The following is a 25,659-nucleotide window of genomic DNA, read 5'->3' on the forward strand; positions in this document are numbered from 1 at the left end:
AGAGTTTATAAACGAAAGAAGTTAATGCACAGTTGTTCGTGGAAACTACTCAATAATAAAATAACTCCCTAATAAATAAAGTAAATAATAATACAATTTATGAGTTAATACTGGACGTGTAATATGGAAAATATATTGAATAATAAACGTATTTTATGCAAGAAAAAGAGGAGAAACGTTATTTAATTTTTGAAAAGGAAGAAATTAAGGGGAATTAAGGAATACCAGTATTTTTATAATGAAATAGCAATAAAAAAGGGAGATCTTCTTTTTCCAAACAGGTGGCTTAGATAAAACTCTTATTCCAATTGAATCGTTTCGATTTTCTGATTATGAATATATTTTTTTACCCTCAAAAGAGTAGAGCAAAAGAATTCCAGGATACAATAAAGTCTTTTTTAGATTTCAATATAGACGAAGATTTTTCTAACTTGCTAGAAATTAATGAACTGCCTTCTGAATCTGAATCAATCATCAGAGAAGTCTTTTCACAAGTAAACTACTCGATAACGGATAGTTAGGTTAGTCTACCTTTATTAATTGTTTTTATTTATCGTAAAATCCTGTAGAGATTTATCGAATATTAGCAGACTAGCAATAAAATCATCTAATATCAACTAATTTTGTCGATTTGCGTTAAAATTAGAAAATAACATCCGATGGTTGCGAAAATTGCGATAACCTTATTTTGTAATTAAATTTATAGGATGAGGTGAAGTGATGAAATATTCAAAGAAGCTTTTACTAGTTACGTCATGTACGGCTTTACTGTCTGCTTCATTGATGGCAGCCCCTGAAGCTAATGCCGATTCTTCACGAAATGAACCCATCGTTGATTCTCAAAACGCAAGTAATGCTACTCCATTTTCAGATGAATTAGTTGAGAAGATTGATCGTTATGTTAAACTGAATAGTAACGGAAAGTTTAAAATTGCATCTGAGAAAAAATTATTAGAGTTTTTAACCCCAGATGAATTAGCAGTTGTTAAAAGTCAAATCAAATCTGCAAATGAAAATATTGCTGATATTGTAAAAAGGGATAAAAGCAATCCAGGAACTGTATCAGTGAATAACAACCAAATGACTTTATCTATCAAAGACTCAGAAATAACAGGTAAGTCAGGTGGATTCCAAATAGCCTCTGAAGGAGTAACTAAAGTGGATTTTTATTGGTGGGGGATGAGAGTTTATTTGAGCAAAACCGTTATAAATACAGCATCTGCAGCTAGTATAGGTGCAGCTGGGTATTTAGGAACACAAATTCCTCATGGAGTACAAATAAAATTTAATTATATAGTAACATCTCCACACATAATACCAACGGAAATAAAATATCAATAATAGAAATAAAACATCAAAGGTAGTGGTGGTTTATTGTGAAATTCTACAAGCTTGACTTGTTTTTATTACTCTTCGTGATAGTTATCTCTTCAACTGTTTATATTTTCTTTCGAGAAGAAGTACCGACCAATTATCTAATTCCAATCATCTTTCTATTTGGTTTATTAATAGGAATTTCGACAAGAGTATTATCTAAAAATAAAAAGTGAGTATTCCTTTCTGGGGAATGCTCGCTTTTTATCTAGAGCACCAAAAGGATATATCAGGGCAAGTATGGAGTAAAACTCAATCACTAACGGTTCATAAACAAGGTTGGCATGGGGAAGGAACAGCTGTTTATGATCCGAACAATGATTTATCTTTGGTTAGCAATATGCTGAAAACGATTCCGGTTGAAGATCAAGTAAAGTGTTGGAATGAAGAAAAAAATGCGGTCCTTTACAAAGGAATAAGAGACTGGGGTAATAATCTGGAGGGGATTCGCTGTATCGGTGAAAAGGGTGAGATTAACGTCCCTTCCATTGTTGATACTAGAATCATAGGTCCGACCATCTCTTTATACATTCCGGGTAAGGAGAATATGATTACTCCGGAACGATATGTGTTAAAGCAATAGTGAGTTTTCTGCTTATTTGTGGTGTGCTGAAAATAATGTGAAGCGTCAAAGTGAAAATAACAACAAGATATGAGTGAACTGCCCCCCAATTGTTCGTTATGGTCTAAACAATTGGGTGCAGTTTTTATAATTCAATTCAGCATGTCAATTGCATGGTCAATAAGAAGCTGCATTCACATGAGAAGAGTCATTATTTCCTTTAAAAATATGAACAAATAAAGCGGCTAACGGAAGAGAAAATCCAATGATTAACGCTGTTACCGTACCGAATTCAAAGTAACTATAGCTTCCTATGAATGAACCAAAAGCCCCTCCCAGAAAGACTAGCAACTCGTCGAGACGGCGTCGCATAAACACTCAAATTCCTCAGCCGAGACTGAAAAAAGCTTTCAGTTCTCTAGATACCGCTTCTGGCTGCTCCTCTGGAAGGAAGTGACCGCAGAAGCTTATCGTGCCGCCCTGTACATCTTCCGCAAAGGCCTTCAGGGGAGTGACCATGTCTGCGATGGAACCCTGATCCGCACCAAGAGCGAGAACGGGTGTCCTCAGTTTCCCCATGGCGCATAGTTCGCGATTTTGTTGAGCGGATAAGGAGGCGGCGCGGTAATAGGCGAGACCAGCACGCAGCCCGCCGGCCTTCTTGAAAACGCGCAGGTATTCCTCGATGTCTGCCTCTGAGAATGCTTCCGGGTTCGCCGCTTTTCGGCGCAAGAACCAATCGAGATATTCACGCTCTCGGCCGGCGATCAGCATTTCCGGAAGGTCCGGGATTACGTGAAATGCGAAATGCCAGGTCTTCCATGCCCGCTCGGGAGCGGTTGGCAGAGCGTCCGGCATGGTGATGCCTGGAATTCCTGCATCCAGAAGAGCTAAACGCCGAACCTCATCGCCGAACAGCGCCGCATAGGTATAGGCGACCCACGCACCAACATCGTGAGCGGCAAGAAAATATCGTTTCGTGCCAAGCTGCTGGAGGAACTTGTGCACTGTGGTCGCCAGAGTCTTCGTATCGTAGCCGTCCGCCGGCCGATCAGAATCACCCTGTCCAGGCAGATCCAAAACAATGAGCTTGTAGGTCGGAGCGAGCAAGGGCATAACCTTATGCCATGTGAACCAACTCTCCGGAAATCCGGGGAGAAGCACAACCACGTCACCGTCATCTTTCCCGCCGACTACATAATGCAGTCTAACGCCGTCCACAGTCTGAAAGCGGTGCTTGAAGCCGTCCAATGACGGCTCTGGCCGAGACACCGGAGGCGCTTCGATCGTCCTCTTCTCAGTTTGGAGCGTAGGTTCTGGATTCACCTCTGCCATTTGGTTTTTCTCATTTTTTTGATTTTCGATTGAACTCATAGTTAGCACTCCTTTATTTGTCGAGTAAACCATCATTACCGGAACAATCATTCCAGTAATATTAAAAAAATATGGCTTCATAATTCCATTTCTGCGTTAGTCACAAGAATATCGATGTGTCCAAAATGCTCTTTTTTTGCTGAAACAGTTTTTTTATATCTGAAACCTTCGCTATATCCGATTTTACGGCTAGGGCGGTCGCACCCTCGCCTTGGATTTTGGTGACAAACTCATCGACAGACGATTAAGCTGTGGTTTAAAATTCACAATGACACTGACTCCATTGCGCACAATTTTTTGACCAATCTCTCTCGATCCTCCAGTAACAATAGCCACTTTTTCTTCTGATTTTTTTAACATGTTCATCGCCACTCCCTAAAAGTAAATTTTTCAGCGTGCAAGAATGGCCTTTTTGATTAGGCTTGGTTCCTTAATTCGACAGGTGTACGCCAAATGTGTTCAAGACACAACGCAATCAACGTGCCAACCATCATCCCATTCCCTAAAATAAATTGAAATCCCACGGGTAAGGCGGAGATCAATTCACTCGGAATAAACATAACAGCGAGGCCAAGTGACAAAGCCAATCCTAGAATGGCCAGCCTTCGTGAATCAAGCTGTGATTTTAGAACCATCTTAAGGCCGATCCCTACAATTTGAGTAAATGTAGGCAGTAATGCGGCATAGGCAACTTGACCCGGTAATGTTGAAAGGGCATGATAAATCATCGGAAAAAAGGATGAAGCTACCAAAGCAGCACAAGCGATAAAGTAGGGTTTTCGACTGAAATATCTGGTCGTTTGAACGAAACTTGCTGCAAGAGAAACAGGAACAACGCCTACCGTTGAAAAAAGGGCTGATAAAATGCCGGATACTCCGCTCATGAAGCTGCTCCTGCTAAGGTTTCCTCTTGTTTGAACAGATGGACTATGATTAGACTTTACCCTGGATTCAGATTCCTTCTCACTAAATACCAATTTCATTGCCGATACGCTGGTTATAATGTTACTTATCAGTACAATAGTAACGACCAAAGAAGACACCAACATGCCGATACTGAACGTTGGTACTCCCCACGCAAATATCTTAGGAAAATGAATGAGTGAACTTGAGCTGATTGAGTGCCCAAAGCCTTTTGCCCATCCAAAAGCCACCCATCCAGTGACCATACCTATTAAAATAGCATAGGTTTTCAGCCATCTATTTCCCCATATGGTTAACCGTTATAAATACTCCTAACGCAATAAACAGATTTTCGATATCAACTGACGATGTGGCAGAATCTGCCCCAACCATACCTTTGAGCAATGTCCCGCTTAATTGAATGCCTAAAACCATTAAACTGCTTCCTGTTACCAGCGGTGTAAATAATTTAAGCAGGCGCCTCATGGTTCCGGTAATACTGATAAGCACAAGAATGATGCCGCTGGCGATCATACCTCCTTCTAATAACTGCAAGGTTGGCCGTGCGCCGGAACCATGACTCATTGCAACATCACCCATCACGATAAAAGCACTGAGCCACACACCGGCTGGACCGTCCAGTAAAGGAAATCGGTGCCCCAACCACCCTGCCAAAAAGGAACCTAAACCAACGACAAAAAAAGTGCGTTGCAGCATGCTGGAAATCTCATCAGCTGACAAATGATACACCTGACCAATAATAATGGGAAAAGCCAAAGAATTAGCGAGTAAAAAAATAAACCACTGAATAGAACCGAACCCTGTTTCTACTCTCTGATTGTTCAATTTTTATTCACCTCTTTCTATAAGTAATTAAAAAAAACCCGATACGCTTTTTTTAAATTTATTTTGGTACGATCGTTCCGTATTGGCTAAAAAAGAAAGACTATAGAGCTTTAATAGTCTTGTCTGCTAATTTGTATGCTAAATCTTTTTCTTTTTTATATCGTGACATCAGACTGATGCTGTGATTCAAACTTAACAACGTGTACGCAATCAATTCGTTATCTTCCTGCTCTGAAATTTCTCCCTTTCTTTGTCCTTCTTCAATCACCTGTTTAAACTTTAATTCTAAATCAGTAAAATTCTTTATTAGTGTGTCTTCAATGGAAGGATCAATATGCCCAATCAGGAGAGATGAATTAGTAATAAGACAACTGTCTGGCGTCTGTTTGGAATAACAATCTTCAATATGTTTATAAAAATAAGCTGTAAGAGCTTCTTTCGCGGTACTGCCAGTAAATAAAAGCTTCTTCTTTTCAGATCCACGCTTCTGATAATTTTCTAAAACAAGCTTAAATAATTGAACCTTATCTCCGAAACTATCGTAAAGCGTTGACCGGCTGATTCCCATCGTTTTAATGAGATCAGAAATATATGTAGCATCATATCCTTTATCCCAAAATAAAAACATGGCTTTATTTAAGGCTTCTTCCTTGTTAAACGCGATACTTCTTCCCAAAAATAGCACCTCCTTTTGTATAGATAATAGTATAATTTATTTTGGTACGATGAGTCCAGAAAAAAACTCTGATGAATACATAATAAACATTGTGGAGCGCTTCTTACTTGGCCTAATGAGGGAGCCGTTAGTGAGAAGTTTATAGAACATTATTTGTGAAATTGTGCGCAAATTCAAGCATACTTATCGTTCTCTGGGGGTAAAGGAAATCATCAACCTGTTTTTAAGGAGGACCATAGGTATGGATGGACAAAAAATAATAGCTGAAGAACTAGTAAAAGGCATTGCTCCAAACGTCGATGCAGAGGACTTAGTCAATAATAAAAGAAAAGTCTTTCTTTTTGGTTCTCCAAGTTATACGAATATTGGAGATCAAGCGATTGCGTATGCGGAAGAAAAATTTATTAGGAATCACTTTCCTTACTACGAGTACATCGAGATTATGGATTATGCAACAGATGAAGGAATTGAATTTGTGAAAAAAATCATTAAAGAAAACGATATTGTCTGTTTTACGGGTGGCGGCAATTTAGGAAGCCTCTATCTTGATATTGAAGAAGACAGAAGAAAAGTAATCAGTGCTTTTAAAGATTACAAGACTATTTCTTTCCCGCAATCCGTCCATTTTGAAGATACAGAAGAAGGAAGATTGGAAAAGAAGAAATCGCAGGACGCTTATCATCAAAATCCTAATTTAACATTGGTCGCAAGAGAGTCGCAGACATTTGATCGATTGAAAGGAACATTCGATTCCAACGTAATCTATACTCCGGATATGGTGCTGTCATTAATGATAAAGCCTAGAAATATTCAAAGAGGCGGCGTGCTCTTTGTTTTGAGAGAAGATAAAGAGAAAGTTACGGATGAAGGTTTCGTCTCAGAATTGATGAGGTGGGCAGGAAAAACAACCTCTGTCGAACGTACGGATACGGTCTTAAGAGACATAGACACCATTGATTATAAAGATCGAGAAAAATATTTCTTGAAAATGCTAGATCGAATCGGCTCAAGCAAATTAGTAATCACCGACCGCCTGCATGCGATGATCTTTTCCATTATCACAAAAACCCCTTGTTTAGTTTTTGGAAATAGTTACGGCAAAGCAAAGCATTCTTATAGAGATTGGCTCGAAGAATTAAACTTCATCGAATATACAGATGAACAAGATATTGATGAACTGGAGCGAATGATCGATCGTTTGCTGAAAGCCGAACCGAATGATATTGATTTACGGAACGACTTTAAACCGTTGGAAGATTTTTTTAAAGATGATCAAGTGTAAACCATTTGAGACTGTCGACAAAATTGATTTGTTGACAGCCTTTGTATGTCCACAAACCGGGGAAGCAGATTTCCCCGGTTAGTTTCAAAAGAATAGTTTATAATGATCAGTACCTCATTCAATATGTACTCTTCCTTAAATTTCCAAAATGGTTATAAATAATGCGATTTTATTATTTTTCTTCTTCTAAGTCTTGAATTCTCTTTTCTAACTTTTTTATTTTAGATTGGGAATCAAAAACAAATGTTAGGGCTACTAATGCGAAGATAAGAGCCGTTATTTCCATTATAAATACTACCTCCCTCAAACCCGGATCTCATATATGTACGAAAACTGCTCGCATTTTGTTTCAATTTATTAAAGTTATTATCGTATTTGTCCATAACAGCAAATAAGGAAGTGCCCTATTATTTTTTTATCGTAACTAGAATTGGATCTTTTATGGCCTTGCGTTCAACATGCTGGAAAAATGCAAAAAGTCAGTCTCAATGAAAATCAGATATAATCTTATAAAATAGGTGTGCTTTAAAGGGAAGGAGTGTTAGTATGCCGATTATCAAAGACATTCAATTGCTAGTCCCTGAGGATAGGGATACCAATCGTATATTTTTTCATCAGACAAGAAGCATTTCATTTTTATACAGTCGTTTGCTCCCTAATTTAAAAATAAAAGAGGATAAAGGGATTTTAATCAATTGTGTGTCGAATTTGAGCAAAATTGATAGTATGGATAGTGATCTTTATACAATGTTTAATTACTTTTCCGTTTTTGTGAAAGTAGATGTCAACAAATTTCTTTGTCTTTCATCTGACTTGCAAAAAAAGCAGTCCGCACTTGATATAATTCAAGAAGGGATGGAAAAGGCTGTTGATGTATTTGATTGGGATAAAGATATATTTAGAGAAATTTATAAAAAAATACAAAATCTTAATTTCCAGAATACGTATACTTTAATGAAAAAAAGCAGTCCAAATCGCTATTATGTTTGTAACATCATTTGTGACCATGGGGTTTTTCAAATTGATGTTTACATGGAAATAAAGAAGAAAAACGGAAGTATTATCAACCCAGAAAAAATTTTTTCAGTTAGTGATACGTACGAACAATACTTATTTGAAGATTGGGGTATTTTATCTTGGAAACAAAATCATAAAGTAGAATTTGCCGATAAGGACCATAAAGAAATATTTCAATTAACCTTCCTCGAAAAGGAAATCAAAGAAAACCTTTTATGGAAGTTAGTTAAAAGATAAAAGGATAAATTTATTCTGTAGTGGAAGGGATATTGTCGACAAAAAAGCAGCCTAAAGGCTGCTAAATGATCTTTCCAGATTTAATTATATAAAATTATCGCTTGGTTTAAAATTTGGTGACATGCCTATCACTACACTAGATGGTTGCTTAGATTTGGATGGTACGTAAACCAATAAGATTTTAGTGGATTTAGGGTATTGTTTATTTGCAGTTCTTGGGAGAATGATCTTTGCTGTCAAAACAGACCATTGCAACAAACCTGAACAATCAAATCCCGTAAAATCTCCGCCAAAAACATAGGATATTGCTTATAATTGACGCTATCAAGCAATCTATGCTGCCGTTGTCACAATATCACCAATCGCATTTTCTTTACAATTCATGGTTAATCCACCAAGTTTTTTTGTAAGATCAGTAATAGTAGGAACCCAATTCTTATTAAGATTATTAGGGTCATTATCTGCTCCTACGGGCGCATATACGCCTCCTAAATCCTTTATGGTAGTTAAACCATCACCTATGATGCGATTGTGAAGGGTTTGTCCCATGGATTCAATTCCATCTTCAAGAGTTGGGAAAGTCATTAAGCCGTTAGATCCCATTAATCCACCGGGATTATTTTTTTCAACAACTGCTCTTGACTTTCCCCATGCTGTCTCATGAAAAGCAATCGCTGCGAATAGGACTGGATCAATGTCATGTTGGTTAGCGACTTCAATAAATACATCCGATTTTTCAGACAAAACACCTGCTCTTGAAAACTGTTTGTTCCATAAATCTTCTTCTATGTTCTCATCTATTGAGCAAGTAGCTAAACCGCCTTTATTATTTTCCTGTTCAGATTCTGCAAGTAAAGCAACAACGTTCGTTAAAGGTAAAACAGTATTTTCATCTTGCGTAACAATTTTTGTGTTATTTTCTTTTAATAGCTCGTTAAATTTTTCTTGTGCTTCATCACGATCTTTTTTTATGTCGTTTACTGTCGAAAGATCAATTAGCAGAAGAATGACAATAACAGCTATATTTACGATTAATGGGAGGAGTATTTTCATTTTACTAATTTTATTTCACCTATTTCTACTTATTTAACACGTCCAAATCCTGCGATGCTCTTTCCTATAACCTTCAGTGGATAGAAGACTATTGAACATGACTTCCACTAGAGTTAAATATTTTACCATTGGGGTCACATAAATAGCTAGAATAAAAATTAAGAATAGGAGTTCATCCTCACTATTCTATCAAATAAAGATGGAATTGCGAAAGATGAATAGTTTCCCAATAGTTTTCCAATTAATAGCATCCGAGAAACTAGGCTGATAAAAGAATTACTTGAATCGAAAAAGGATCGATAAATTTACCCTTTCGGAACACAAAAACATTGAAATTGCATAGATCAAAATAAACAATGGGGAGCGACGCTTTTAGGGACATCGCACTTTTTTATAGAAGGCTCTGTTAAAATTTGATGTTGATAATTTGCGTAAAAATAAAAGGAAACCCAATTTAATAGGGTTTCCTTCATTCTTGTCCAACTAACGCACTTGAGTATGGAGGTTTACAAAAACTTTCGACATACTTTCTTCTAAGCATTAATCTGCTTTATACCATAATTTTTTAAAATTGGATATTTTGAAAAAGTGAAATGGTAAGTATTAATGTTGATAAGGAACCAGCAAACATTAAAGTGATTATTTTCCGTCTGTTCGTCTCTTTTGAAGATTTTACAAGTTCTCTGGACACCGCAATCCAAATAACAATGGAAACTATAGCTACTATGGTAATAACATCTGTAGACATATTTGACACCCCCTTAATTTATATTTTATGTGAATTTTACTTTATTCCGTTATCGCGCCAGTTGTATTAATCTCTATACCCTTATATACGATTTGGAAAAATTAAAGTTTCATTTTGTCTCTTTTAGTTGAATAAGGACTACAAGTTAAATTTTGATAGTCGTAAACTGTCATATGTGTCCGTCATCTCAAATACAAATGATGTTAAAAGAAATTCTTAATATGCTGATTAGTGCTCTCGTTACTACGACTATCGACAAATAAGAACCAAGCAAGGTAATTATCAAGATATTTCGGAGCCACACCTTTAAAGCGGTCTATCCATTGTTTCAAAGGAGAATGGAGACCATTGACATTTTGAATGTGATACAAGCCTTTAATTTCGTGTTTGCCACCGTCTGATTTAATTCGGTAATGCTCTAGCAGAAATTGGATTTCTCCTTCGTAAGAAGAGTTTGTTAAAGGCTGGGTTACAGGGAAGATTTCCGTTTAATAAAATTGGATAATACTTTTATTTTGGATTTGAGGTTTTTTAGGCTAAGAGGGAAGTGAAACCCCTCTTGAAAAAGTATTTCCTTTAAACCCTAGTATCTTGAGCTTTCGCATAAACCTGCAGCTGCGTAAGCAAATTCACCCTTTCAGAACACAAAAGCATCGTAATCGCATAGACCAAAATAAATAACGGGAAAATCCCTATTGAAAAATACGATGCAACCCAACCAAGAAAAGGAGGCAAAAAAGTAGTCCCTGAGTAAGCAACAGCCATTTGATAACCCATGAGCGTCTGGGAGTTTTCCTTGCCAAATCGGGCAGGAGTTTCATGGAGCATGCACGGATAGATCGGAGCTAATCCTAAACCGACGATCATGAAACCCACCAGGGAAAAACCAATAGGAAAAGGCAAGATCAACAGCAATGCGCCGCTCACTGTCATGATTTGTCCAGAACGAATGAGTAGTTTGTTCGATACTTTCATCGTGATAAATCCTGTTATCAAACGTCCAACTGTAATGCCTGCGTAAAAGAGGGATACCCATAGAGCGGCATCTCCTGGCGCAAGGCCTTTGCTGTTGACAAGAAAGCTGCTGCCCCACAATCCCATCGTTATTTCCACACCGCAATAAAACAAGAATGCTATAAGAGTCAATTTGACGCCTTTTATTTTCAAAGGGTTAACCTGCTGGCGCGGTTGTTCCGGTAAAACCATATCCTTGTTTGTTTCCTGATTGGTCTTGGAAAAACGATTCCATAAAGGAAGGGTAAACAAAAGGATAATGACCAAAGCAAATTGAATGATGGCAACGGTTAAATAGCCATTTCTCCAAGAACCGTGGCCTGTAATGAATTGGGACATAATGATCGGGCCAGCGGTAGCACCGACTCCCCAAAAACAATGCAGCCAGCTCATGTGATGGGCTTTGTAATGTGCTGCGACATAGTTGTTTAAGGCTGAATCTACTGCTCCTGCCCCTAATCCTAATGGAACGCAGCAAATTACCAGCCAAATCATTGACGGGGCAAACGTAAACCCTATGAGGGCAGATGCAGTCAGAATGCAGCTGATAAACGTAACGTTGCCCGTACCGAAACGTTTAATAAGTATCCCGCTTATCAGACTTGAAACGATGGTGCCTCCTGCAATCACCATATAGAGCAAGCCGGCTGTTTCGAGAGACTCTCCATAATCCATATGCATGACTGGCCATGCCGCACCCAGCAAGGAATCAGGCAAACCTAAACTAATAAAAGCCAAGTATATAATGATTAAAAAAAAGACAGCCATATTGCAGATCTCCTTTTCTAATTATCCTTCTATCATTCGGTCCAGCGCCAGATGATTTAGGCCATGCAGATAGTCTTGCTTCCAATCACTCAAAACAAAATCCGGCAGATGCTTTTCCGGGATATACGTAGCACTTTCTGATTTGATTTCAGCCAGAATTTCTTCATGAATCTCATCTTTGGAAAAAATAACGGCTGAAGGGTTAATAATTGCAGCAAAAGAAGCAATTAATCGCGCGGTGGCATCGTGCGCGTTCAAGTCGTTCGTCTTTTGCAGTGCCTGAAAAAAATTCATATCGTTATAAAGCGGCAGAAATGAAATTTCTCCCGTAAAGAACGTGCTTCCACGTACGACATCGCCGTTAATCAAGATACCTGCTCCGGGACCATTTTTTCCAAAATACAAATATACCAGTGACTGATTATCCGTTTTGCTTGTGTTGTAAAAGCCGATGACGGCAGCGTTCATGTCGTTTTCAACGATTACCGGTATGGAAAACAGCTTTTCATAATGAGTTTGTAGGTCTAGATTTTGAAAAGTATCATAATCGGGGATATGAAATATCCGTCCGTTTTCAACTGATCCGGGGACTCCAAAGGCGATCGCACCAATGTTTGGAAACTTTGATAGGACATCTTTGATGATCTTTGTCAATGAAGGAAGACCTTCCCGTAACACACTTTTCCGGGAACCTTGATCTTTTCGCTCCCCTCCGCAATTATAAATCGTGTAAACCGTTTCATCCTTTTCTAAAAAAATGGACAACAATAGCTTATGCTCAGGATTATATGTATATCGCTGCGCTCTTCTTCCCCCGCTTGATTCATCGAGACCGACTGTATGGACTTCCCCGTTTTCTTCCATTTCAGAAATAAACTTGCTGACGGTTGGAAAACTAATATCGAGGTGCCCGCTAAGCTCCACTTTTGTCGCACTTCCGAGTTGAAGCAGGGTTTTCCGAAGGGAGTGCAGGATCACTTGTTTCATTGACTTAGGTTTAGAAAAATGTTCATTCATTGAATTCACCACTCGTAATTAAAGTAAAAAAAGAGAAATTAGACTGTAAGCTCCACGTGATTACCCTCAGGATCTTCAATAAGGCTCTCGTAATATCCATCTCCCGTTATACGAGGACCGCTTAAGACAGAATAGCCAGCTGTTGATAATTGTTTGGTTAATTCATCAACCGCCTCTTTGCTGCCTAGTGAAAAGGCGATATGGGCCCAACCAACCATATCTGCGCGTTTTTGTTGATGCACGTCACTTCTGCGCATAACTTCCAAACGGGCTCCATTTTCAAAACGTATAAAATAAGATTCAAATTGTTTTTTCTCATTATGATATTTCTCACTTGATTGACCTTTAAAAGTCGTTTCGTAAAACGTTTTCATTTTTTCTAAATCATTCACCCAAATCGCAACATGTTCAATGTTCATTTCATCACTCACCTTTCTTAAAAGAGTTAGAAACACTTATTATAAGTGGGTAAAAAAATTTCTCAGCACTTATTAAAGATCTTTAATAAGTGATTTGAGAATACCACAGAAAAAACGAAATAACAATTTATTTTTTAAAAAGATTATTCCAATTATTTAAACCACAAATCAGTTCCAATTAATCAATAAAAAAGGAAACGAATCTAATTGTCATTCGTAAAATATTATAGAGTGTGTAAATTTGAGTCTAATAATATTTTAAGGGGGAAAGAACATGCCTATCTGGAAGAGCAAGCTGCCCTTTTTAATTTTAAGAATTATATTTGCGATTTCGACTTTAATATTTGCTGTAAGGAGCTTTTTCATTTCGTACGATGTTTTAAACAGCATGTTTATGATGTTCTCATTAGGCCTTCTATTTGTAGTACAAAGCATTGAGTTGTATGTCACGAAAAAACGTAAATATTTTATATTGACGATCTTTACTTCACTATTTCTTATGTGCGTTGGTATTATTGCCCTATTCACTCATTTGAAAATAATTTAATCAGGGAGGGCACTTTAAAATCCAAAAAAAAAAATCATCTTTCATAGGCTTTATTACCGGTGTATTATCTATTTGTCTATGGTTCGTTTTTAACTTCTTCAATCCTTACTCTAATTCAATTGATCTTGAACCTATTATAAATACGTTTGTCATGTTGTTTCTCCCGGCTTGTTTAGCAATCATTTCTTTCATTAAAATCCAAAAAATTGTTAATACTCATTGCTTTCCGGTCAAGGTAGTTGATCCAATCCGTAATCTTGAATCATCTGCCTGGAAAATCGACTAATACCCGCTCCCGCTCCGATCCCTTGAATCATACAAAATAGTTTTATATATCTATTAAATTAAAAATCCCCTTTTAGTAGCCAAAAACAAAGCATTTTTTATAGCTGCTAGAAGGGGGCCATATTTCGATTAACCGGACATCCTGTTCTTTTTAGAAATTGTGTTAGACTTATTTAATATGCTTGTATAAGTTTCCATTTTGTGATCGATCATTGGTATATAAGACATTAAATTATTAACTTGGGTTTTCACTCTGTCCTTTTGTGCTTGAAGAATTTGAACACGCTCTTGCATCGTTTCGTCTCCTTGAAGGGCAAGTTTCGCAAATTCCTTCATCTCTGCGATATTCATTCCGGTCTCCCGAAGACAGCAAGCAAATTCGAGCCATTCAATATCCTCAGTATCATAAATACGTAAGCCGTTTTCATTTCGTTTCACGGGTGGGAGAATCCCTTCCTTTTCATAATAACGGAGAGTAGGGACGGATAAGCCAACTTCTTTAGCGACTTGACCAATCGTATAGCTCACTGATAACTCACCTCAAGTTTACTCCTATTATAATGTTCATCTCGCATTTTAGGAAAACATGTGTGTCATATGTTCGACAAATGCTTCTTCGCCTAAATCTTTTCTAAGCTTTATCAACTCTTTAGCATCTTCACCAGCAATGTATCTCAACTGATTTGTTCCGTCCGTTGCCGCCTGATAGATGATCTCCGCAACCAATTCTGGAGAGGATTCTTTTTCAGAATTAATTGTATTACTAAGCGCCGCACTTACCTTATCGGAATACCCTTGATAATCCGTTAAAGAATCATCGGACAAAATGTCGATTGATCTTCCGAAAAAATCAGTTTTAACCACACCAGGCTCAATTAATTTTAACCGGATGTTTTGAGAAGCAAGTTCAAATGATAATGATTCCGTAAAACCTTCAACGGCAAATTTGGTTGCATGATAAAGCGACATGGTTGGAAAGGTTAGTCTGCCTCCCATTGAAGATAAATTGATGATTAATCCATTCTTATTTGCTCGAAAATGAGGAAGAATGGCTTTTATCACTCTCATAAGGCCAAATACGTTTACATCAAATTGTCTTTGAATTTGTTCTTCGGAAGCTGCTTCAAAAATACCCATAGCTCCATAACCAGCATTATTTAACAGGGCATCAATTTTGCCAAACCGCTCTATCCCTTTCACTATCGCTTGATGAATCGTATCCTGTTGTTCAACATCGAGTTTTGTTACAAGGACGTTATCAAACTGGGTCAGTTCGGTTTCTTTTTCCGGAGAACGCATAGTAGCAATCACATTCCAGTCTTGTTCAGCAAAATGCTTAACTGCAGCTTTTCCGATTCCAGACGATGAGCCCGTAATTAATATGGTTTTCATCTCTTTAGTCTCCTTGTGGATATTGTTTATTTTTTATTACAGTCACAGCTTACAAGCTAAAGCGCGCTTTATGTCAAGCTATTAACTATCAGCCCTCACAATAGATAATCTTTTAAAGGAATTTTGACTGTAACTAATGAATTATATTATGAGGAAAAATAGGAAGGTGATCCCAGATAATGGTGTGAGAGGTGCATTTATAATTATAGATCTTCCGTTTTATCAACGTTCTTTCTTAATTGGAAAATTTTCTTATGAAATCTAAACTATGATTGATTATTTTCTTTTGGTCAGTGAAGCGATATGAAAACTATTTTCCAATTTTATTAATGATTTTCGGATGAACGAATTTGACTGTATTTCCAGTCTGAATTAGCAGGGGGGACAATGTGGTCCTCGGTCAGAAGAATATATCATAAATGGACAAGTTATTTGTGCAATATTATTACGTACTTCTTTTCCTAAATTGATAAGCTCTTGTATAGAAAACCTTCGCCTACAATTAGTATGAGTTTGTCGATTCGAAAAAAACACAACAAATTCATTTGAAGTTTTACTAACATGACAATAATAAATTTAGAGAATGGAGAGGATATTACTATGAAAATAAATCAATTAATAGTGAACAATATTAACAAATTAGATGCAGTACTACCAGTAGATAAATCGTTAGGAATTGCCGGTTTGTCTGGATCTGGTAAAACAACTTTTTGTCAAACAATCGGTGAAGAATCCAAGAAGCGTCTCGTTTCCTTATTGCCAAAGGCTGAATACCAGTATTTATTTTCCAATATTATGGAAACCAATTTCAGTGCCATCAAGATAGACGAAATGCCTTTAGTGCTTTTTCTCGGAAAATCATCCATTTCTTCCAATCCGCGTTCAACAATTGGTACACATACTGGAGTTTTTAAAGAGTTACGAGTGCGGCTTGCTGAAAAATTTAATCTTTCTCCAGAAGTTTTTTCATTTAATAATGCATTGGGCTGGTGTCCAGATTGTAAAGGTCGCGGAACTACTAAAAATGTCGAATGTCCAAAGTGTATGGGGAAGCGCTATAATCCAGAAGTTGAGCAATATAAAATAGAGTTATTGGATCAACCACATAGTATTTCCGATATTAACAACTTAAACATTGAATCGATTTTTCCCCTTAGAGAAGAATTACATATTAGTGAAGCGAAACAACATATTCTTAAAAATATTATCAATATGAATATTGGTTACTTAACATTAAATCGCATTATGGGTACATTATCTGGTGGAGAATTAACACGACTTTACTTGGCAGAATTCATGGCAGCAAGTGATAATACCGTTATTATTATTGATGAAATCTCCGTGGGTCTTGATCACCAAACATTATTGAAAATTTTAGAACAGGTTAAACAATTAGGTTATAAGAATCAAATTTGGCTCATTGATCATTCAGATACAGTGCTTGATACAACGGACGAGCAATTGTTCTTTGGACCTGGCAGTGGTAAATATGGCGGAAAAATTGTGGAAGAGTCACCACGTCCTCAACCAATCCCTTGGGACAGAAATCAGGCAATGCCAACAGAATACTATCAATTTCTTGATCTATATTGCCGTAATATTCAAATGGCTGAAATTCAGATTCCTAAAAATAGACTTATAACCTTTACGGGTGAGTCTGGATGTGGTAAATCTACACTTGTCAATGAGTGTATAGCCGAAGATTTTCTAAAGCGATATCCAAAAGATAAACTGGTTATGGTAGGGCAAGATCGAAACCAATCGATTACCAGTCGGTCAACCGTTGCGACTTTTCTGGATATTAAAAAGAAGCTTACAAAATATAGTGATGACATTGATGATATTTTTCAGCGCTCGATTGAAGATATTATTGATGAATTGCCAAATGAAGACATCGCTCACAAACGCTTGAGCTTATTGATAAAGCTTGGACTTGGTTATTTGACTTTGGAAAGAAAAACCCAATCCTTATCTACTGGTGAATTTCAATGTGTTCATTTAGTTTCGGAGTTGTTTGCTAACTCAAGAAACCCACATACGCTTTTTATTTTTGACGAGCCTTCAAAAGGTTTATCACAAAATATTTTAAACCAATTCATTGATAGTGTCAGGGTCATTCTGCAAGATGAATCAGTCTCTATCATAATGATTGAACATAATACCTATATGCTGGAAAGTTCTGATTTTATTGTAGATTTTGGTAAAAGAAAGATTGCACCTGTGGAGCATCTTGATGTTGTCAGTCATGATGATTATTTTCGTCTTAAAAATAGAGAAGATATCGCTGCTTCATCACCTATTTCTTCCACACTCAAGCAGCAAAATGGCATTACCTATTTAAAAGAAAATCAAATCGACTATTTTAAAAATGCAGAAAACGTCTATAAGGGCGGTATTTTAAAAAGCTTATCATCAATGGCCCGTTTGATTTATGGTGAATACGATTCTGAACAAATAGCACCCGTCATTGCCATTGATCTTGAAAGACACTTGTATAGCCAATATAGTTTCCTCTATGAAATTGGCGGCCTGATCAACCATATTGTGGCGGCGCATCCTACCAATAAAGATACTAGAAGTTTTGATTTCTATTATCAAGAAAATCATTGTCCATGCTGCTCGGGCCGCCGGGTGATTGAAAAATTTGATATAGATGTTGTTATTCAGGACAAAAACGTTCCATTCTGGGATGGCCTATTACATCCAGACGTGATGGAGGTATTAAAATATTATCAATATCCAAAATTACAATTCCTTTTTGATGAGATTAAGAATGAGCTCGGTCATGATATTAGTAAAAGCTATAATGAAATGACAGATGCAGAAAAGCATACCTTTTTATACGGGTATTGGGAAAAGTCATTCTATGATAAAGCAGGCAAGGCATCGAGGACATGGGAGGGCTTTAACATCATTATTGGGCGGTATATGTTCATTTCGAAATCGATTATTAAAGAGCATATGAAAGCATCAAAAGAGATGATTAACTGTCCGATTTGTCAAGGAACCGTACTAAACCATCATAAAAAGCTCAAATTTGGTGACAAGGATATTCGTGAGATTATTCATCAGCCGCTTGATCAAGTTTTGAAAACAGTAGGGAAGTTACCGGAACTGGTGAAAATGAAATCTATTGTTGGCGGCGACATGGCTTTGACGGAAGATGTCTCCCTGTTGCCTAGGGAAACACAAGTCGCGCTGAAAATGCTTGAACTGGAACTAGCAAGCTTTGCCCACTATGAAGTGGTTTTACAAAATGTCTTACCATATTGGGACAAAATTAAAGGCAATATCGAATCCATCAGCATCTATAATCGGATTACCATCTGTGATTTTGCCAATATCACTGAGACGAGAGAAACCATTATTGATAAGTATTTCACTAATGGAAAATACAAAAAACTAACGTATGTTTACGAAGCGTTTGGTTACAAAAAAATTGTCACCCAAATTAATAAGATTAAAAAAGCTCAACCATGTCCATTCTGTAAAGGGAAGAAAGTCATTTCGGAAGATGGGCTCCATGATGGCGTGCATAAATTATCGGTACCATGTGTTAGTTGTTATGCAAGTGGCATCAATGATGAAGGGCGTAAGGAAACTGTCGATGGCATAGACGTGCAAACATGGCTAACTGGAAAAGTAAGTGATGTTGTTTCTGAAAGCTTACTACCAGAGGCTGTTGCAGATATTCCAATTTTCAATCGTATTCGTGAGTTAAATAAAAGAGATATGATGGCGGTTTATCAATGCCTTGAGCAAAATAATTAAATTAGAATTATTAAAACAAGCCATATTTTAAAACAAAGCTAGATTATGCGTTTGCACTAAATGATAAATATACTTAGATTGAATAGTCAACTGTTCAAGGAGTTGCCTATGGGCAGTGCAGCCGTGACCGAATGGATTATTATATCAATAAAAATGGAATGGCTCCTTTGGAAGCGGCGAAGTGGATGGTATTTATCCAAAATGAGTTAATAAAAACAATGAAATCCATTCCAGATTATAGGAATGGATTTTGTGTTTTTACTATAGAACTTAACCTCAAATACAAACCGCAGCCAAAATCTTCTGCACATCGTAAATACTCTTATCCTTGCCGAATTTCTTAGATACGGCCGGCAGCTGTGCTCCAGAAATCCATATTTTCAGCTCGGCATCCAAATCAAATGTTCCTGCAGTTTCTACGCTGAAGTGAGAAATGCTTTTGTAAGGAATAGAATGGAAGTCTATTTTTTTCCCTGAAATGCCTTGCTTGTCCACCATAATAAAGCGTTTGTCTGTGAATACAATTAAGTCGCGGATTAATTTAAAAGCAGCGTTAACCTCTTCATTATCTATTAATATCGTTTGCAGCTCTTTTTTTGCTTCTTCTTTGCTGATTGTTGATGCGTTCCCTAACAGTCCGTTGAGTAAACTCATCATAATCTCTCCTTTTTTTGAAAATATTACATATTAATTCTATAGTAACATATTAAGCTAACAAAGCTTGAATGATAGGTTTCTCATTGAAACAAGCTTGCAATGTTATGCGACAAAGCTGAGCCGAACAACACTGAACTCGTGGAAAATCACTTCATCAAGGACAATTACGAATTTTTCGAAACCTTCTCCATCGCAGCCCCCACACAAAAATAAAACTAATGAATTTTTCCACCCCACGTATTATAATAGCAGAACAACAGGTTTGAAAGGGTTTTCATACTGATGTTGAGGGGGGTATGTCTATGTTTTTTTCGCTGCGGAGCAGGTTCATGCTTATTTTTACATTATTATTAACGATTCCTTTTATTATTTTATCCATCATTATTCCTAGCTGGTTTACCTCGATTATGGAGGAGCAAATTGAAAATTCCACCATCGAAAAAATGGATCAATACTCCCTTTATATTCATTCGGTGACGGCTCAGGCCGAGGAGGTTGGGAAACAGATACTTGTAAACCAAACGACTCAGCGATGGTTGAAGATAGAAAAGGAAGATGAAAAATCTATAAATGAAAATTTATTAATGAAGAATCAACTGAAACATCAGCTGTCTTCCATTATGATTAATAATTCATACGGAATTTCCATTACTGTATTCCTCAATGACGGGACCGGTGTTTGGTGGAATAACCCATCACTTCCACAGACGGAATGGTTCAAAAACTTTACCGCGAATGATCAGAAATGGGTAGCGGCTCACATTGATCCGTTCCAGCAATCTCAAGAAATGAGAGAAACAAAAGTAAATAGCTATCTTATTCCTTTATTTGATTTAGATACGTTTCAAACTTCTGGTGTCATTAAAGTGAACTTTCCGACCTCTTTGCTGCATACTGCTTTACGCAAGATACCGCCTGAGAAAAATGGCAATGTTTATTTGCTGGACAGCAAGGGTGAAGATGTATTAGCAGAAAAGGTAGAAACGCCAAAAAAGGTCATCCGGCAAAGCTTGGCGAAAATAAGCGATGATAAAAATGAAAAAGGCTTAATAAAAATGGACTATGAGGGAGAAGAGCATTTCGTTTTTTTTCAAAAGTTAAGCGTCGGTGATTGGATTCTTATGAGTGAAGTGAGTTCATCAGATTTGTTTTCAACGATTAATAAATTAAGACAAAGCCTGCTTCTTATCTGCTCGATTATTTTTATCACAACCATTGTTGCTTCATTTAAGCTTTCCGTTCATATCGTCAGTCCGCTGGAAAAGCTGACGAAGGCGATGACTTTTGTTGAACGCGGAGAATTTGCCGGAGCCAAGCGTTATATTCCCACTATAGATCTTCCCAATCACGAAGTGGGGTACGTCATAAATGTGTTCGGCCGCACAATAGATCGATTAAATCATTTAATAGAAACGGAATATGAGGCGAATATACGGAGAAAAAATGCCGAGTATAAAGCATTGCTATTACAAATCAATCCCCATTTTATGAATAATACGCTCGAGATTATCGGTGGACTGGCTGCGCAAGGGAAAAATGAAGATGTGATAAACGTCAGTATTGACTTGGCGCGGATGATGAGATATTCCTTGAATACGAAAAGTGATGTCGTGAACTTAGAGGATGAACTCAATTATATTAAGAATTTTACGGATATTTTAAAAATGCGATATGAGGAGTCTCTAACTATCGAAATTCAAGAGGACCCAAAAATGAAAGCGGTTTCAATAATTAAGTTTATTTTACAGCCGCTAGTCGAAAATGCGGTGAAATACAGTTTTGAAAGAAGTGAATACGCAGAAATACTGATCAAAACGAAAAAGGTTGACGATCAATTGCTGCTTGAAGTGAAAGATAATGGAGCAGGCATGCCAAAGAGAGTGATGAAGGATTTACTTCTCTATAGCAGCAATGATAGTTCTCATCAATTGTTAAAAAGCAGCGGCAGCAGCATAGGGTTAAGGAATGTGCTTGGACGGTTAATCATTTATTACGGGCAAAATTTTTCGTATGACATTCAATCGGAAATAAACGGCGGAACAAAAATATCGTTATGGATAAAGATAACGAAGGGGGATCAATATAGTGAAGCTGTTAATTGCGGATGATGAGGTGCAAATTAGAAAAGGCTTGCGTATGAAAGTAAAGTGGGAAAAAGAAGGATTCGACCGGATCGAGGAAGCATCCAATGGCAGGGAAGCACTTGATGTATTAAGCAAAATGGATATCGACATCGTGATAACAGATATCAAGATGCCTATAGTAGACGGAATCGAATTTTCTCGAATTTGCCACAGGGAGCACCTCAATGTAAAGATATTGGCATTATCGGGTTATTCCGATTATGAATATTTGCGCTCTGCGATGAAGGAAGGTGTAAAGGACTATTTGTTAAAGCCTGTCGCACCTGATGAATTAGTCGCAGCCGTGCGAAAGCTTCGTGAGGAAGTGACGAAAGAAAAAAGAAAACAAAGAGCAGCTAATCAATTGCAGGAAACCCAAGAGCAGTATTTATTGCATTTAATTAAAGAAGAATGGTCAGAAATTCATATGGAACATAAAAAACTCCGTCAGCTGCAGTTGGATGGTTTGACAGTTGAAGGGGCAAAGGTTCAGTTTATCACCGTTGAAATGAGAAATTCTAAAGAAAATCCTGAAGTATTGAGGGAACTATGGCTTCCTTTTCAAATGCTTTGCAGAGAAATCGCACAAGAGCAAAAAAGAACGTATTGCATTTATGATCCAAGCTATGCGAATATGCTGCATTTTATCCATCGTTTGGATGTAGAGCAGTTGATTTGTTCAAAAAGTTTAGCGAAAAAAGTTCAGCGATATGCAAAAGACTATTTGAAGCTGGAAACAGCCATCGGAATAGGAACGGTCGTTTCCGGCTTAACAGAATTTAAAAATGGATACATTTCAAGCTTGCTTTCCTGGAGCCAAAGTCTGTTGGGCTCCCATTCACAAGTGATTGATGGGGTTGTTGCCAAAGGGGTGTTTGATCTATCCAATGATTTTGAAAGAAAAGTAATCAATGCAATTGAAAATATCAATCGTGAGGCTTTTACAAGCAACATCTCGTCTTTATTAGGAGAAAATTGCAATCATTCGATTCAGTCTTTTTCTTATGTCGCCAACCGCTTGCTTCTGTTGCTGGGATCAGCTGCAAGAAAATATGAAATTGACACAATGGACATGCAAAGACAGATGTGGATGTGCCAGCTTAGAATATGGGAACTCAATTCGCAAATGAAGGTGTTGAATCATCTTGTCCAAATCGCGCAATCTATAATGGATGAGATTCAAAAGACTAGGTATTCGAAAGGGAAAATCACAATTGAAAGCATACGGCAATATATCGACCAGCATTATTCAGATGAGATTACGCTCACCAGCCTGTCAGAAAAATTTTTCATCAACAGTGCCTATTTATCCGAATTGTTTAAAAATCATATCGGGCAAACGTTTAGTGACTATCTGATCAAGCTGCGCATCAATAAGGCGATGTTATTTCTTAAGGACGAGCAGCTGAAAATCATTGATGTGGCAAACCTGGTCGGTTTTTCGAATTCGGGTTATTTTAGTACCGTTTTTAAAAAGTATGTAGGCCAAACGCCTGTTGAATATCGGCGATCCATCCAACTTTCTGATTAAGGTTGTGTAGTGAGATCAGCCCAGTTATAATGCAGAATGTAGCTTTTTAATTGATTGGTGGGCGATATTCCCGAAATTTTCAAATCTTATTATCCAATTTTTTTAAACGAAAACACCAAAAACATCTGATAGTCTTAGGGCTATAGATTGAACAACTTAGTGAGGTGAGGAAAACTTTGAAAATAAAAACGAAAATGATGGTTGTATTTTGCTTTATTATATTAATGCTGGCTGCATGTAAAGGCGAGGAAGAAAAAGAGGTCGAGAAGGAAAAAGAATTCACCTTGCCTATTCATGAAGCCGATTCCGACTATTTTACGGAACGATTTCGCCAGCAATACCATTATTCTCCTGAAGCCGGAAATTTAGCAGATCCGAACGGGATGGTTTATTTTCAAGGAGAATATCATCAGTTTTTTCAGCAAAATGGCCAGTGGGCCCATGCAATAAGCAAGGACCTTATTCATTGGGATCATCAGCCGATTGCCTTATTTCACGATGATTTAGGACAATCTCTTTCTGGGAGTGCTGTTGTAGATTGGAACGATACAACCGGATTTTTTGAAGGGAAGCCAGGTTTGGTTGCTATGTTTACGAATGCTAAAGAGGGAGTCGAATCTCAAAGCATTGCTTATAGCAAGGACGGAAGAACGTGGGAGAAATATGAAGGAAACCCGGTCATTCCAAATCCGGGCGTAAAGGATTTCAGAGATCCAAAGGTTTTTTGGCATGAAGAGTCAAAAAAATGGGTGATGGTCGTATCATCAAACCTTAGCGTACGCTTTTACGGATCCCCCGATTTAAAGAAATGGGACTTCCTAAGTGAATTTGGAGGGCAGGGCTCTCAAGCAGGTGTGTGGGAATGTCCTGATTTATTTCAACTTCCAGTCGATGGCGATCCGGCAAAAAAGAAGTGGGTACTGCACGTAAGTATCGGTGACAACGAAGAAACCGCTGGATCGTCCGCTCAATATTTTGTTGGAGAGTTTGACGGTGTTCATTTTACCAATGATAATCCAAAGGAAGAAGTGTTGTGGACAGACTATGGGAGAGATTTTTATGCAGCACAATCCTATTCTGATGTTCCGGCCGAGGATGGCAGGCGTATTTGGTTAGGGTGGATGTCAAATTGGCGGTATCCTTATCAATCTCCAACTGAACCATGGAAGGGAACATTATCGATTCCTAGGGCATTATCACTAAAGACTGAAGAAGACGGAAAGGTTCGTCTTGTCCAGCAGCCAGTTGAAGAACTGAAAAACCTGCGGGCAGGTGAAAAAAACTTTACCGATTTGAAAGTCGACGGGAGCTTGCCGATCTCTGATTTTTCTGGAACGACGTTTGAATTTGAAGGAGTAGCTGAATGGGAAGCTCTTGAGGAGTTTGGAATTCGCTTACGGAAGTCGGAGAAAGAGGAGACTGCCATTGGATATCAATCGGAAGGATCCTCCTTGTTTGTTGATCGAACGAAATCAGGATTGCCATCGATCATTGACAGAACAGGAGCTCCGTTTGAATTTGGGAAAAGATTCACTTCTCCTTATCCTCCAGAGAAGAAGCAAGTGAAAATCCACGGCTTTGTCGATGAATCCTCTGTTGAATTATTTATCAACGACGGGGAACAAGTATTCTCGAATTTAATTTATACAAATCCCGCGAATCGGAATATCGAGCTTTACTCAAATGGCGGACCAGTCACATTCAAGTCACTCAATTTTTATCATTTAAAATCAACCTGGAGAAAATCTCCTAAGACTGACCAAGCAGAGCGAGTCGTAGTCAATGACAAGACGATTGATCTCAAAGTAGGAGAATCGAAAGAAACCCAGGCGATTTTAAAGCCTGATTTTCTAAAAGAAAAGAAAGACATCGTTTGGAAATCGGAAAGTGACGTTGTTGAAGTCACACAAACGAAAGACGGAAAAGCGGTGATTAAAGGTCTGAAGCCGGGCCAAGCTGAAATTACGGCTGCTGATTCAACTGGAAAGATTACATCCCAGGTTACTGTATTTGTTGTTGAATAATCACATAAGAAAAGAGTGTCCCAAAAGCCAGGCTTTTGG

Annotated in this window: 23 protein-coding genes and 1 pseudogene; 8 read left to right on the forward strand and 16 right to left on the reverse strand. The window is 37.7% G+C overall.

The annotated features are described in order from the left end of the window. The first annotated feature begins 720 nt into the window (after window positions 1-720). Together AM592_RS00190 and AM592_RS00195 are read left to right on the forward strand one after the other, a co-directional pair. Entirely contained in the window at window positions 721-1,341 is a 621-nt protein-coding gene (locus tag AM592_RS00190; protein WP_053601909.1) for a hypothetical protein, read from the forward strand. A gap of 226 nt (window positions 1,342-1,567) precedes the next feature. Further along, the gene (locus tag AM592_RS00195) at window positions 1,568-1,957 is read left to right on the forward strand and encodes a hypothetical protein (RefSeq protein ID WP_053601910.1); all 390 of its coding nucleotides are present in this window, start codon (window positions 1,568-1,570) and stop codon (window positions 1,955-1,957) included. A 156-nt stretch (window positions 1,958-2,113) separates the two neighbouring features. On the opposite strand, the gene AM592_RS00200 is transcribed toward AM592_RS00195, so the two are convergent. From AM592_RS00200 to AM592_RS00220, 6 genes are all read right to left on the reverse strand, one after another. After that, window positions 2,114-2,314: a hypothetical protein gene (locus AM592_RS00200; RefSeq protein WP_148564293.1), complete on the reverse strand. Its 201-nt coding sequence runs from the start codon at window positions 2,312-2,314 to the stop codon at window positions 2,114-2,116. 9 nt (window positions 2,315-2,323) lie between these two features. Then, window positions 2,324-3,310, reverse strand: a complete 987-nt coding sequence (locus tag AM592_RS00205; protein WP_211086222.1) for an alpha/beta fold hydrolase — start codon at window positions 3,308-3,310, stop codon at window positions 2,324-2,326. Window positions 3,311-3,499: 189 nt separating this feature from the next. Further along, window positions 3,500-3,670 (reverse strand): hypothetical protein, encoded by a 171-nt coding sequence (locus tag AM592_RS24045; protein WP_158320278.1) that lies wholly within the window; start codon window positions 3,668-3,670, stop codon window positions 3,500-3,502. A 56-nt stretch (window positions 3,671-3,726) separates the two neighbouring features. After that, on the reverse strand, window positions 3,727-4,479 hold the full coding sequence (locus AM592_RS24900) for a purine/pyrimidine permease (protein WP_082363623.1): 753 nt from the start codon (window positions 4,477-4,479) through the stop codon (window positions 3,727-3,729). A gap of 31 nt (window positions 4,480-4,510) precedes the next feature. Next, window positions 4,511-5,059: a purine/pyrimidine permease gene (locus AM592_RS24905; protein ID WP_053601913.1), complete on the reverse strand. Its 549-nt coding sequence runs from the start codon at window positions 5,057-5,059 to the stop codon at window positions 4,511-4,513. A 100-nt stretch (window positions 5,060-5,159) separates the two neighbouring features. Continuing rightward, on the reverse strand, window positions 5,160-5,735 hold the full coding sequence (locus AM592_RS00220) for a TetR/AcrR family transcriptional regulator (protein WP_053601914.1): 576 nt from the start codon (window positions 5,733-5,735) through the stop codon (window positions 5,160-5,162). Between the two features lie 241 nt (window positions 5,736-5,976). Between AM592_RS00220 and AM592_RS00225 the strand changes: the two genes are divergently transcribed. Both AM592_RS00225 and AM592_RS00230 read left to right on the forward strand, forming a co-directional pair. Further along, window positions 5,977-7,017 (forward strand): polysaccharide pyruvyl transferase family protein, encoded by a 1,041-nt coding sequence (locus AM592_RS00225; RefSeq protein ID WP_053601915.1) that lies wholly within the window; start codon window positions 5,977-5,979, stop codon window positions 7,015-7,017. A 546-nt stretch (window positions 7,018-7,563) separates the two neighbouring features. After that, entirely contained in the window at window positions 7,564-8,271 is a 708-nt protein-coding gene (locus AM592_RS00230) for a hypothetical protein (protein ID WP_053601916.1), read from the forward strand. 84 nt (window positions 8,272-8,355) lie between these two features. On the opposite strand, the gene AM592_RS25280 is transcribed toward AM592_RS00230, so the two are convergent. From AM592_RS25280 to AM592_RS00270, 9 genes and pseudogenes are all read right to left on the reverse strand, one after another. Further along, the gene (locus AM592_RS25280; RefSeq protein WP_082363624.1) at window positions 8,356-8,577 is read right to left on the reverse strand and encodes an NlpC/P60 family protein; all 222 of its coding nucleotides are present in this window, start codon (window positions 8,575-8,577) and stop codon (window positions 8,356-8,358) included. A gap of 27 nt (window positions 8,578-8,604) precedes the next feature. Beyond that, window positions 8,605-9,324 carry a glucosaminidase domain-containing protein gene (locus AM592_RS00235; RefSeq protein WP_053601917.1) on the reverse strand — a complete coding sequence of 240 codons (720 nt, stop codon included), beginning with the start codon at window positions 9,322-9,324 and terminating at the stop codon, window positions 8,605-8,607. 565 nt (window positions 9,325-9,889) lie between these two features. Then, a complete protein-coding gene (locus AM592_RS00240; protein ID WP_053601918.1) occupies window positions 9,890-10,072 on the reverse strand; it encodes a hypothetical protein in 183 nt (60 codons plus the stop codon). A gap of 138 nt (window positions 10,073-10,210) precedes the next feature. Beyond that, a pseudogene (locus AM592_RS23690) lies at window positions 10,211-10,494 on the reverse strand (IS1595 family transposase); the annotation flags it as partial. 154 nt (window positions 10,495-10,648) lie between these two features. Continuing rightward, window positions 10,649-11,854, reverse strand: coding sequence for an MFS transporter (locus AM592_RS00245; RefSeq protein WP_053601919.1), 1,206 nt, complete (start codon window positions 11,852-11,854; stop codon window positions 10,649-10,651). 21 nt (window positions 11,855-11,875) lie between these two features. After that, on the reverse strand, window positions 11,876-12,871 hold the full coding sequence (locus AM592_RS00250; RefSeq protein WP_053601920.1) for an ROK family transcriptional regulator: 996 nt from the start codon (window positions 12,869-12,871) through the stop codon (window positions 11,876-11,878). Window positions 12,872-12,909: 38 nt separating this feature from the next. Further along, a complete protein-coding gene (locus tag AM592_RS00255) occupies window positions 12,910-13,290 on the reverse strand; it encodes a VOC family protein (RefSeq protein WP_053601921.1) in 381 nt (126 codons plus the stop codon). A gap of 961 nt (window positions 13,291-14,251) precedes the next feature. Beyond that, window positions 14,252-14,650, reverse strand: coding sequence for a MerR family transcriptional regulator (locus tag AM592_RS00265; RefSeq protein ID WP_053601923.1), 399 nt, complete (start codon window positions 14,648-14,650; stop codon window positions 14,252-14,254). A 48-nt stretch (window positions 14,651-14,698) separates the two neighbouring features. Beyond that, the gene (locus tag AM592_RS00270) at window positions 14,699-15,514 is read right to left on the reverse strand and encodes an SDR family oxidoreductase (protein WP_053601924.1); all 816 of its coding nucleotides are present in this window, start codon (window positions 15,512-15,514) and stop codon (window positions 14,699-14,701) included. A 600-nt stretch (window positions 15,515-16,114) separates the two neighbouring features. On the opposite strand from AM592_RS00270, the gene AM592_RS00275 reads away from it, so the two are divergent. Then, the gene (locus tag AM592_RS00275) at window positions 16,115-19,285 is read left to right on the forward strand and encodes an ATP-binding cassette domain-containing protein (protein ID WP_053601925.1); all 3,171 of its coding nucleotides are present in this window, start codon (window positions 16,115-16,117) and stop codon (window positions 19,283-19,285) included. Between the two features lie 276 nt (window positions 19,286-19,561). Here AM592_RS00275 and AM592_RS00280 read toward each other — a convergent pair whose 3' ends face one another. Beyond that, the gene (locus tag AM592_RS00280) at window positions 19,562-19,939 is read right to left on the reverse strand and encodes a PH domain-containing protein (protein WP_053601926.1); all 378 of its coding nucleotides are present in this window, start codon (window positions 19,937-19,939) and stop codon (window positions 19,562-19,564) included. Between the two features lie 305 nt (window positions 19,940-20,244). Between AM592_RS00280 and AM592_RS00285 the strand changes: the two genes are divergently transcribed. The 3 genes from AM592_RS00285 (at window position 20,245) to AM592_RS00295 (ending at window position 25,620) form a co-directional block, all read left to right on the forward strand. After that, entirely contained in the window at window positions 20,245-22,050 is a 1,806-nt protein-coding gene (locus AM592_RS00285; protein WP_053601927.1) for a cache domain-containing sensor histidine kinase, read from the forward strand. Next, window positions 22,028-23,596: a response regulator transcription factor gene (locus AM592_RS00290; protein ID WP_053601928.1), complete on the forward strand. Its 1,569-nt coding sequence runs from the start codon at window positions 22,028-22,030 to the stop codon at window positions 23,594-23,596. The genes AM592_RS00285 and AM592_RS00290 overlap by 23 nt, the downstream gene beginning before the upstream one ends. Window positions 23,597-23,772: 176 nt before the next feature. Further along, entirely contained in the window at window positions 23,773-25,620 is a 1,848-nt protein-coding gene (locus AM592_RS00295) for a GH32 C-terminal domain-containing protein (protein WP_225970306.1), read from the forward strand. Window positions 25,621-25,659 lie beyond the last annotated feature (39 nt).

It is taken from the genome of Bacillus gobiensis (assembly GCF_001278705.1).
Classification (GTDB): domain Bacteria; phylum Bacillota; class Bacilli; order Bacillales; family Bacillaceae; genus Bacillus; species Bacillus gobiensis.

Coding starts and splice junctions, on each gene's coding strand:
- AM592_RS00280 (WP_053601926.1), bottom strand. CDS start 19,939: ATGAGTTTACTCAACGGACTGTTAGGGAACGCATCAACAATCAGCAAA.
- AM592_RS00240 (WP_053601918.1), bottom strand. CDS start 10,072: ATGTCTACAGATGTTATTACCATAGTAGCTATAGTTTCCATTGTTATT.
- AM592_RS00250 (WP_053601920.1), bottom strand. CDS start 12,871: ATGAATGAACATTTTTCTAAACCTAAGTCAATGAAACAAGTGATCCTG.
- AM592_RS24045 (WP_158320278.1), bottom strand. CDS start 3,670: ATGTTAAAAAAATCAGAAGAAAAAGTGGCTATTGTTACTGGAGGATCG.
- AM592_RS00205 (WP_211086222.1), bottom strand. CDS start 3,310: ATGAGTTCAATCGAAAATCAAAAAAATGAGAAAAACCAAATGGCAGAG.
- AM592_RS00225 (WP_053601915.1), top strand. CDS start 5,977: ATGGATGGACAAAAAATAATAGCTGAAGAACTAGTAAAAGGCATTGCT.
- AM592_RS00275 (WP_053601925.1), top strand. CDS start 16,115: ATGAAAATAAATCAATTAATAGTGAACAATATTAACAAATTAGATGCA.
- AM592_RS00190 (WP_053601909.1), top strand. CDS start 721: ATGAAATATTCAAAGAAGCTTTTACTAGTTACGTCATGTACGGCTTTA.
- AM592_RS00255 (WP_053601921.1), bottom strand. CDS start 13,290: ATGAACATTGAACATGTTGCGATTTGGGTGAATGATTTAGAAAAAATG.
- AM592_RS00285 (WP_053601927.1), top strand. CDS start 20,245: ATGTTTTTTTCGCTGCGGAGCAGGTTCATGCTTATTTTTACATTATTA.
- AM592_RS00245 (WP_053601919.1), bottom strand. CDS start 11,854: ATGGCTGTCTTTTTTTTAATCATTATATACTTGGCTTTTATTAGTTTA.
- AM592_RS00270 (WP_053601924.1), bottom strand. CDS start 15,514: ATGAAAACCATATTAATTACGGGCTCATCGTCTGGAATCGGAAAAGCT.
- AM592_RS00235 (WP_053601917.1), bottom strand. CDS start 9,324: ATGAAAATACTCCTCCCATTAATCGTAAATATAGCTGTTATTGTCATT.
- AM592_RS24900 (WP_082363623.1), bottom strand. CDS start 4,479: ATGGTCACTGGATGGGTGGCTTTTGGATGGGCAAAAGGCTTTGGGCAC.
- AM592_RS00230 (WP_053601916.1), top strand. CDS start 7,564: ATGCCGATTATCAAAGACATTCAATTGCTAGTCCCTGAGGATAGGGAT.
- AM592_RS00195 (WP_053601910.1), top strand. CDS start 1,568: ATGCTCGCTTTTTATCTAGAGCACCAAAAGGATATATCAGGGCAAGTA.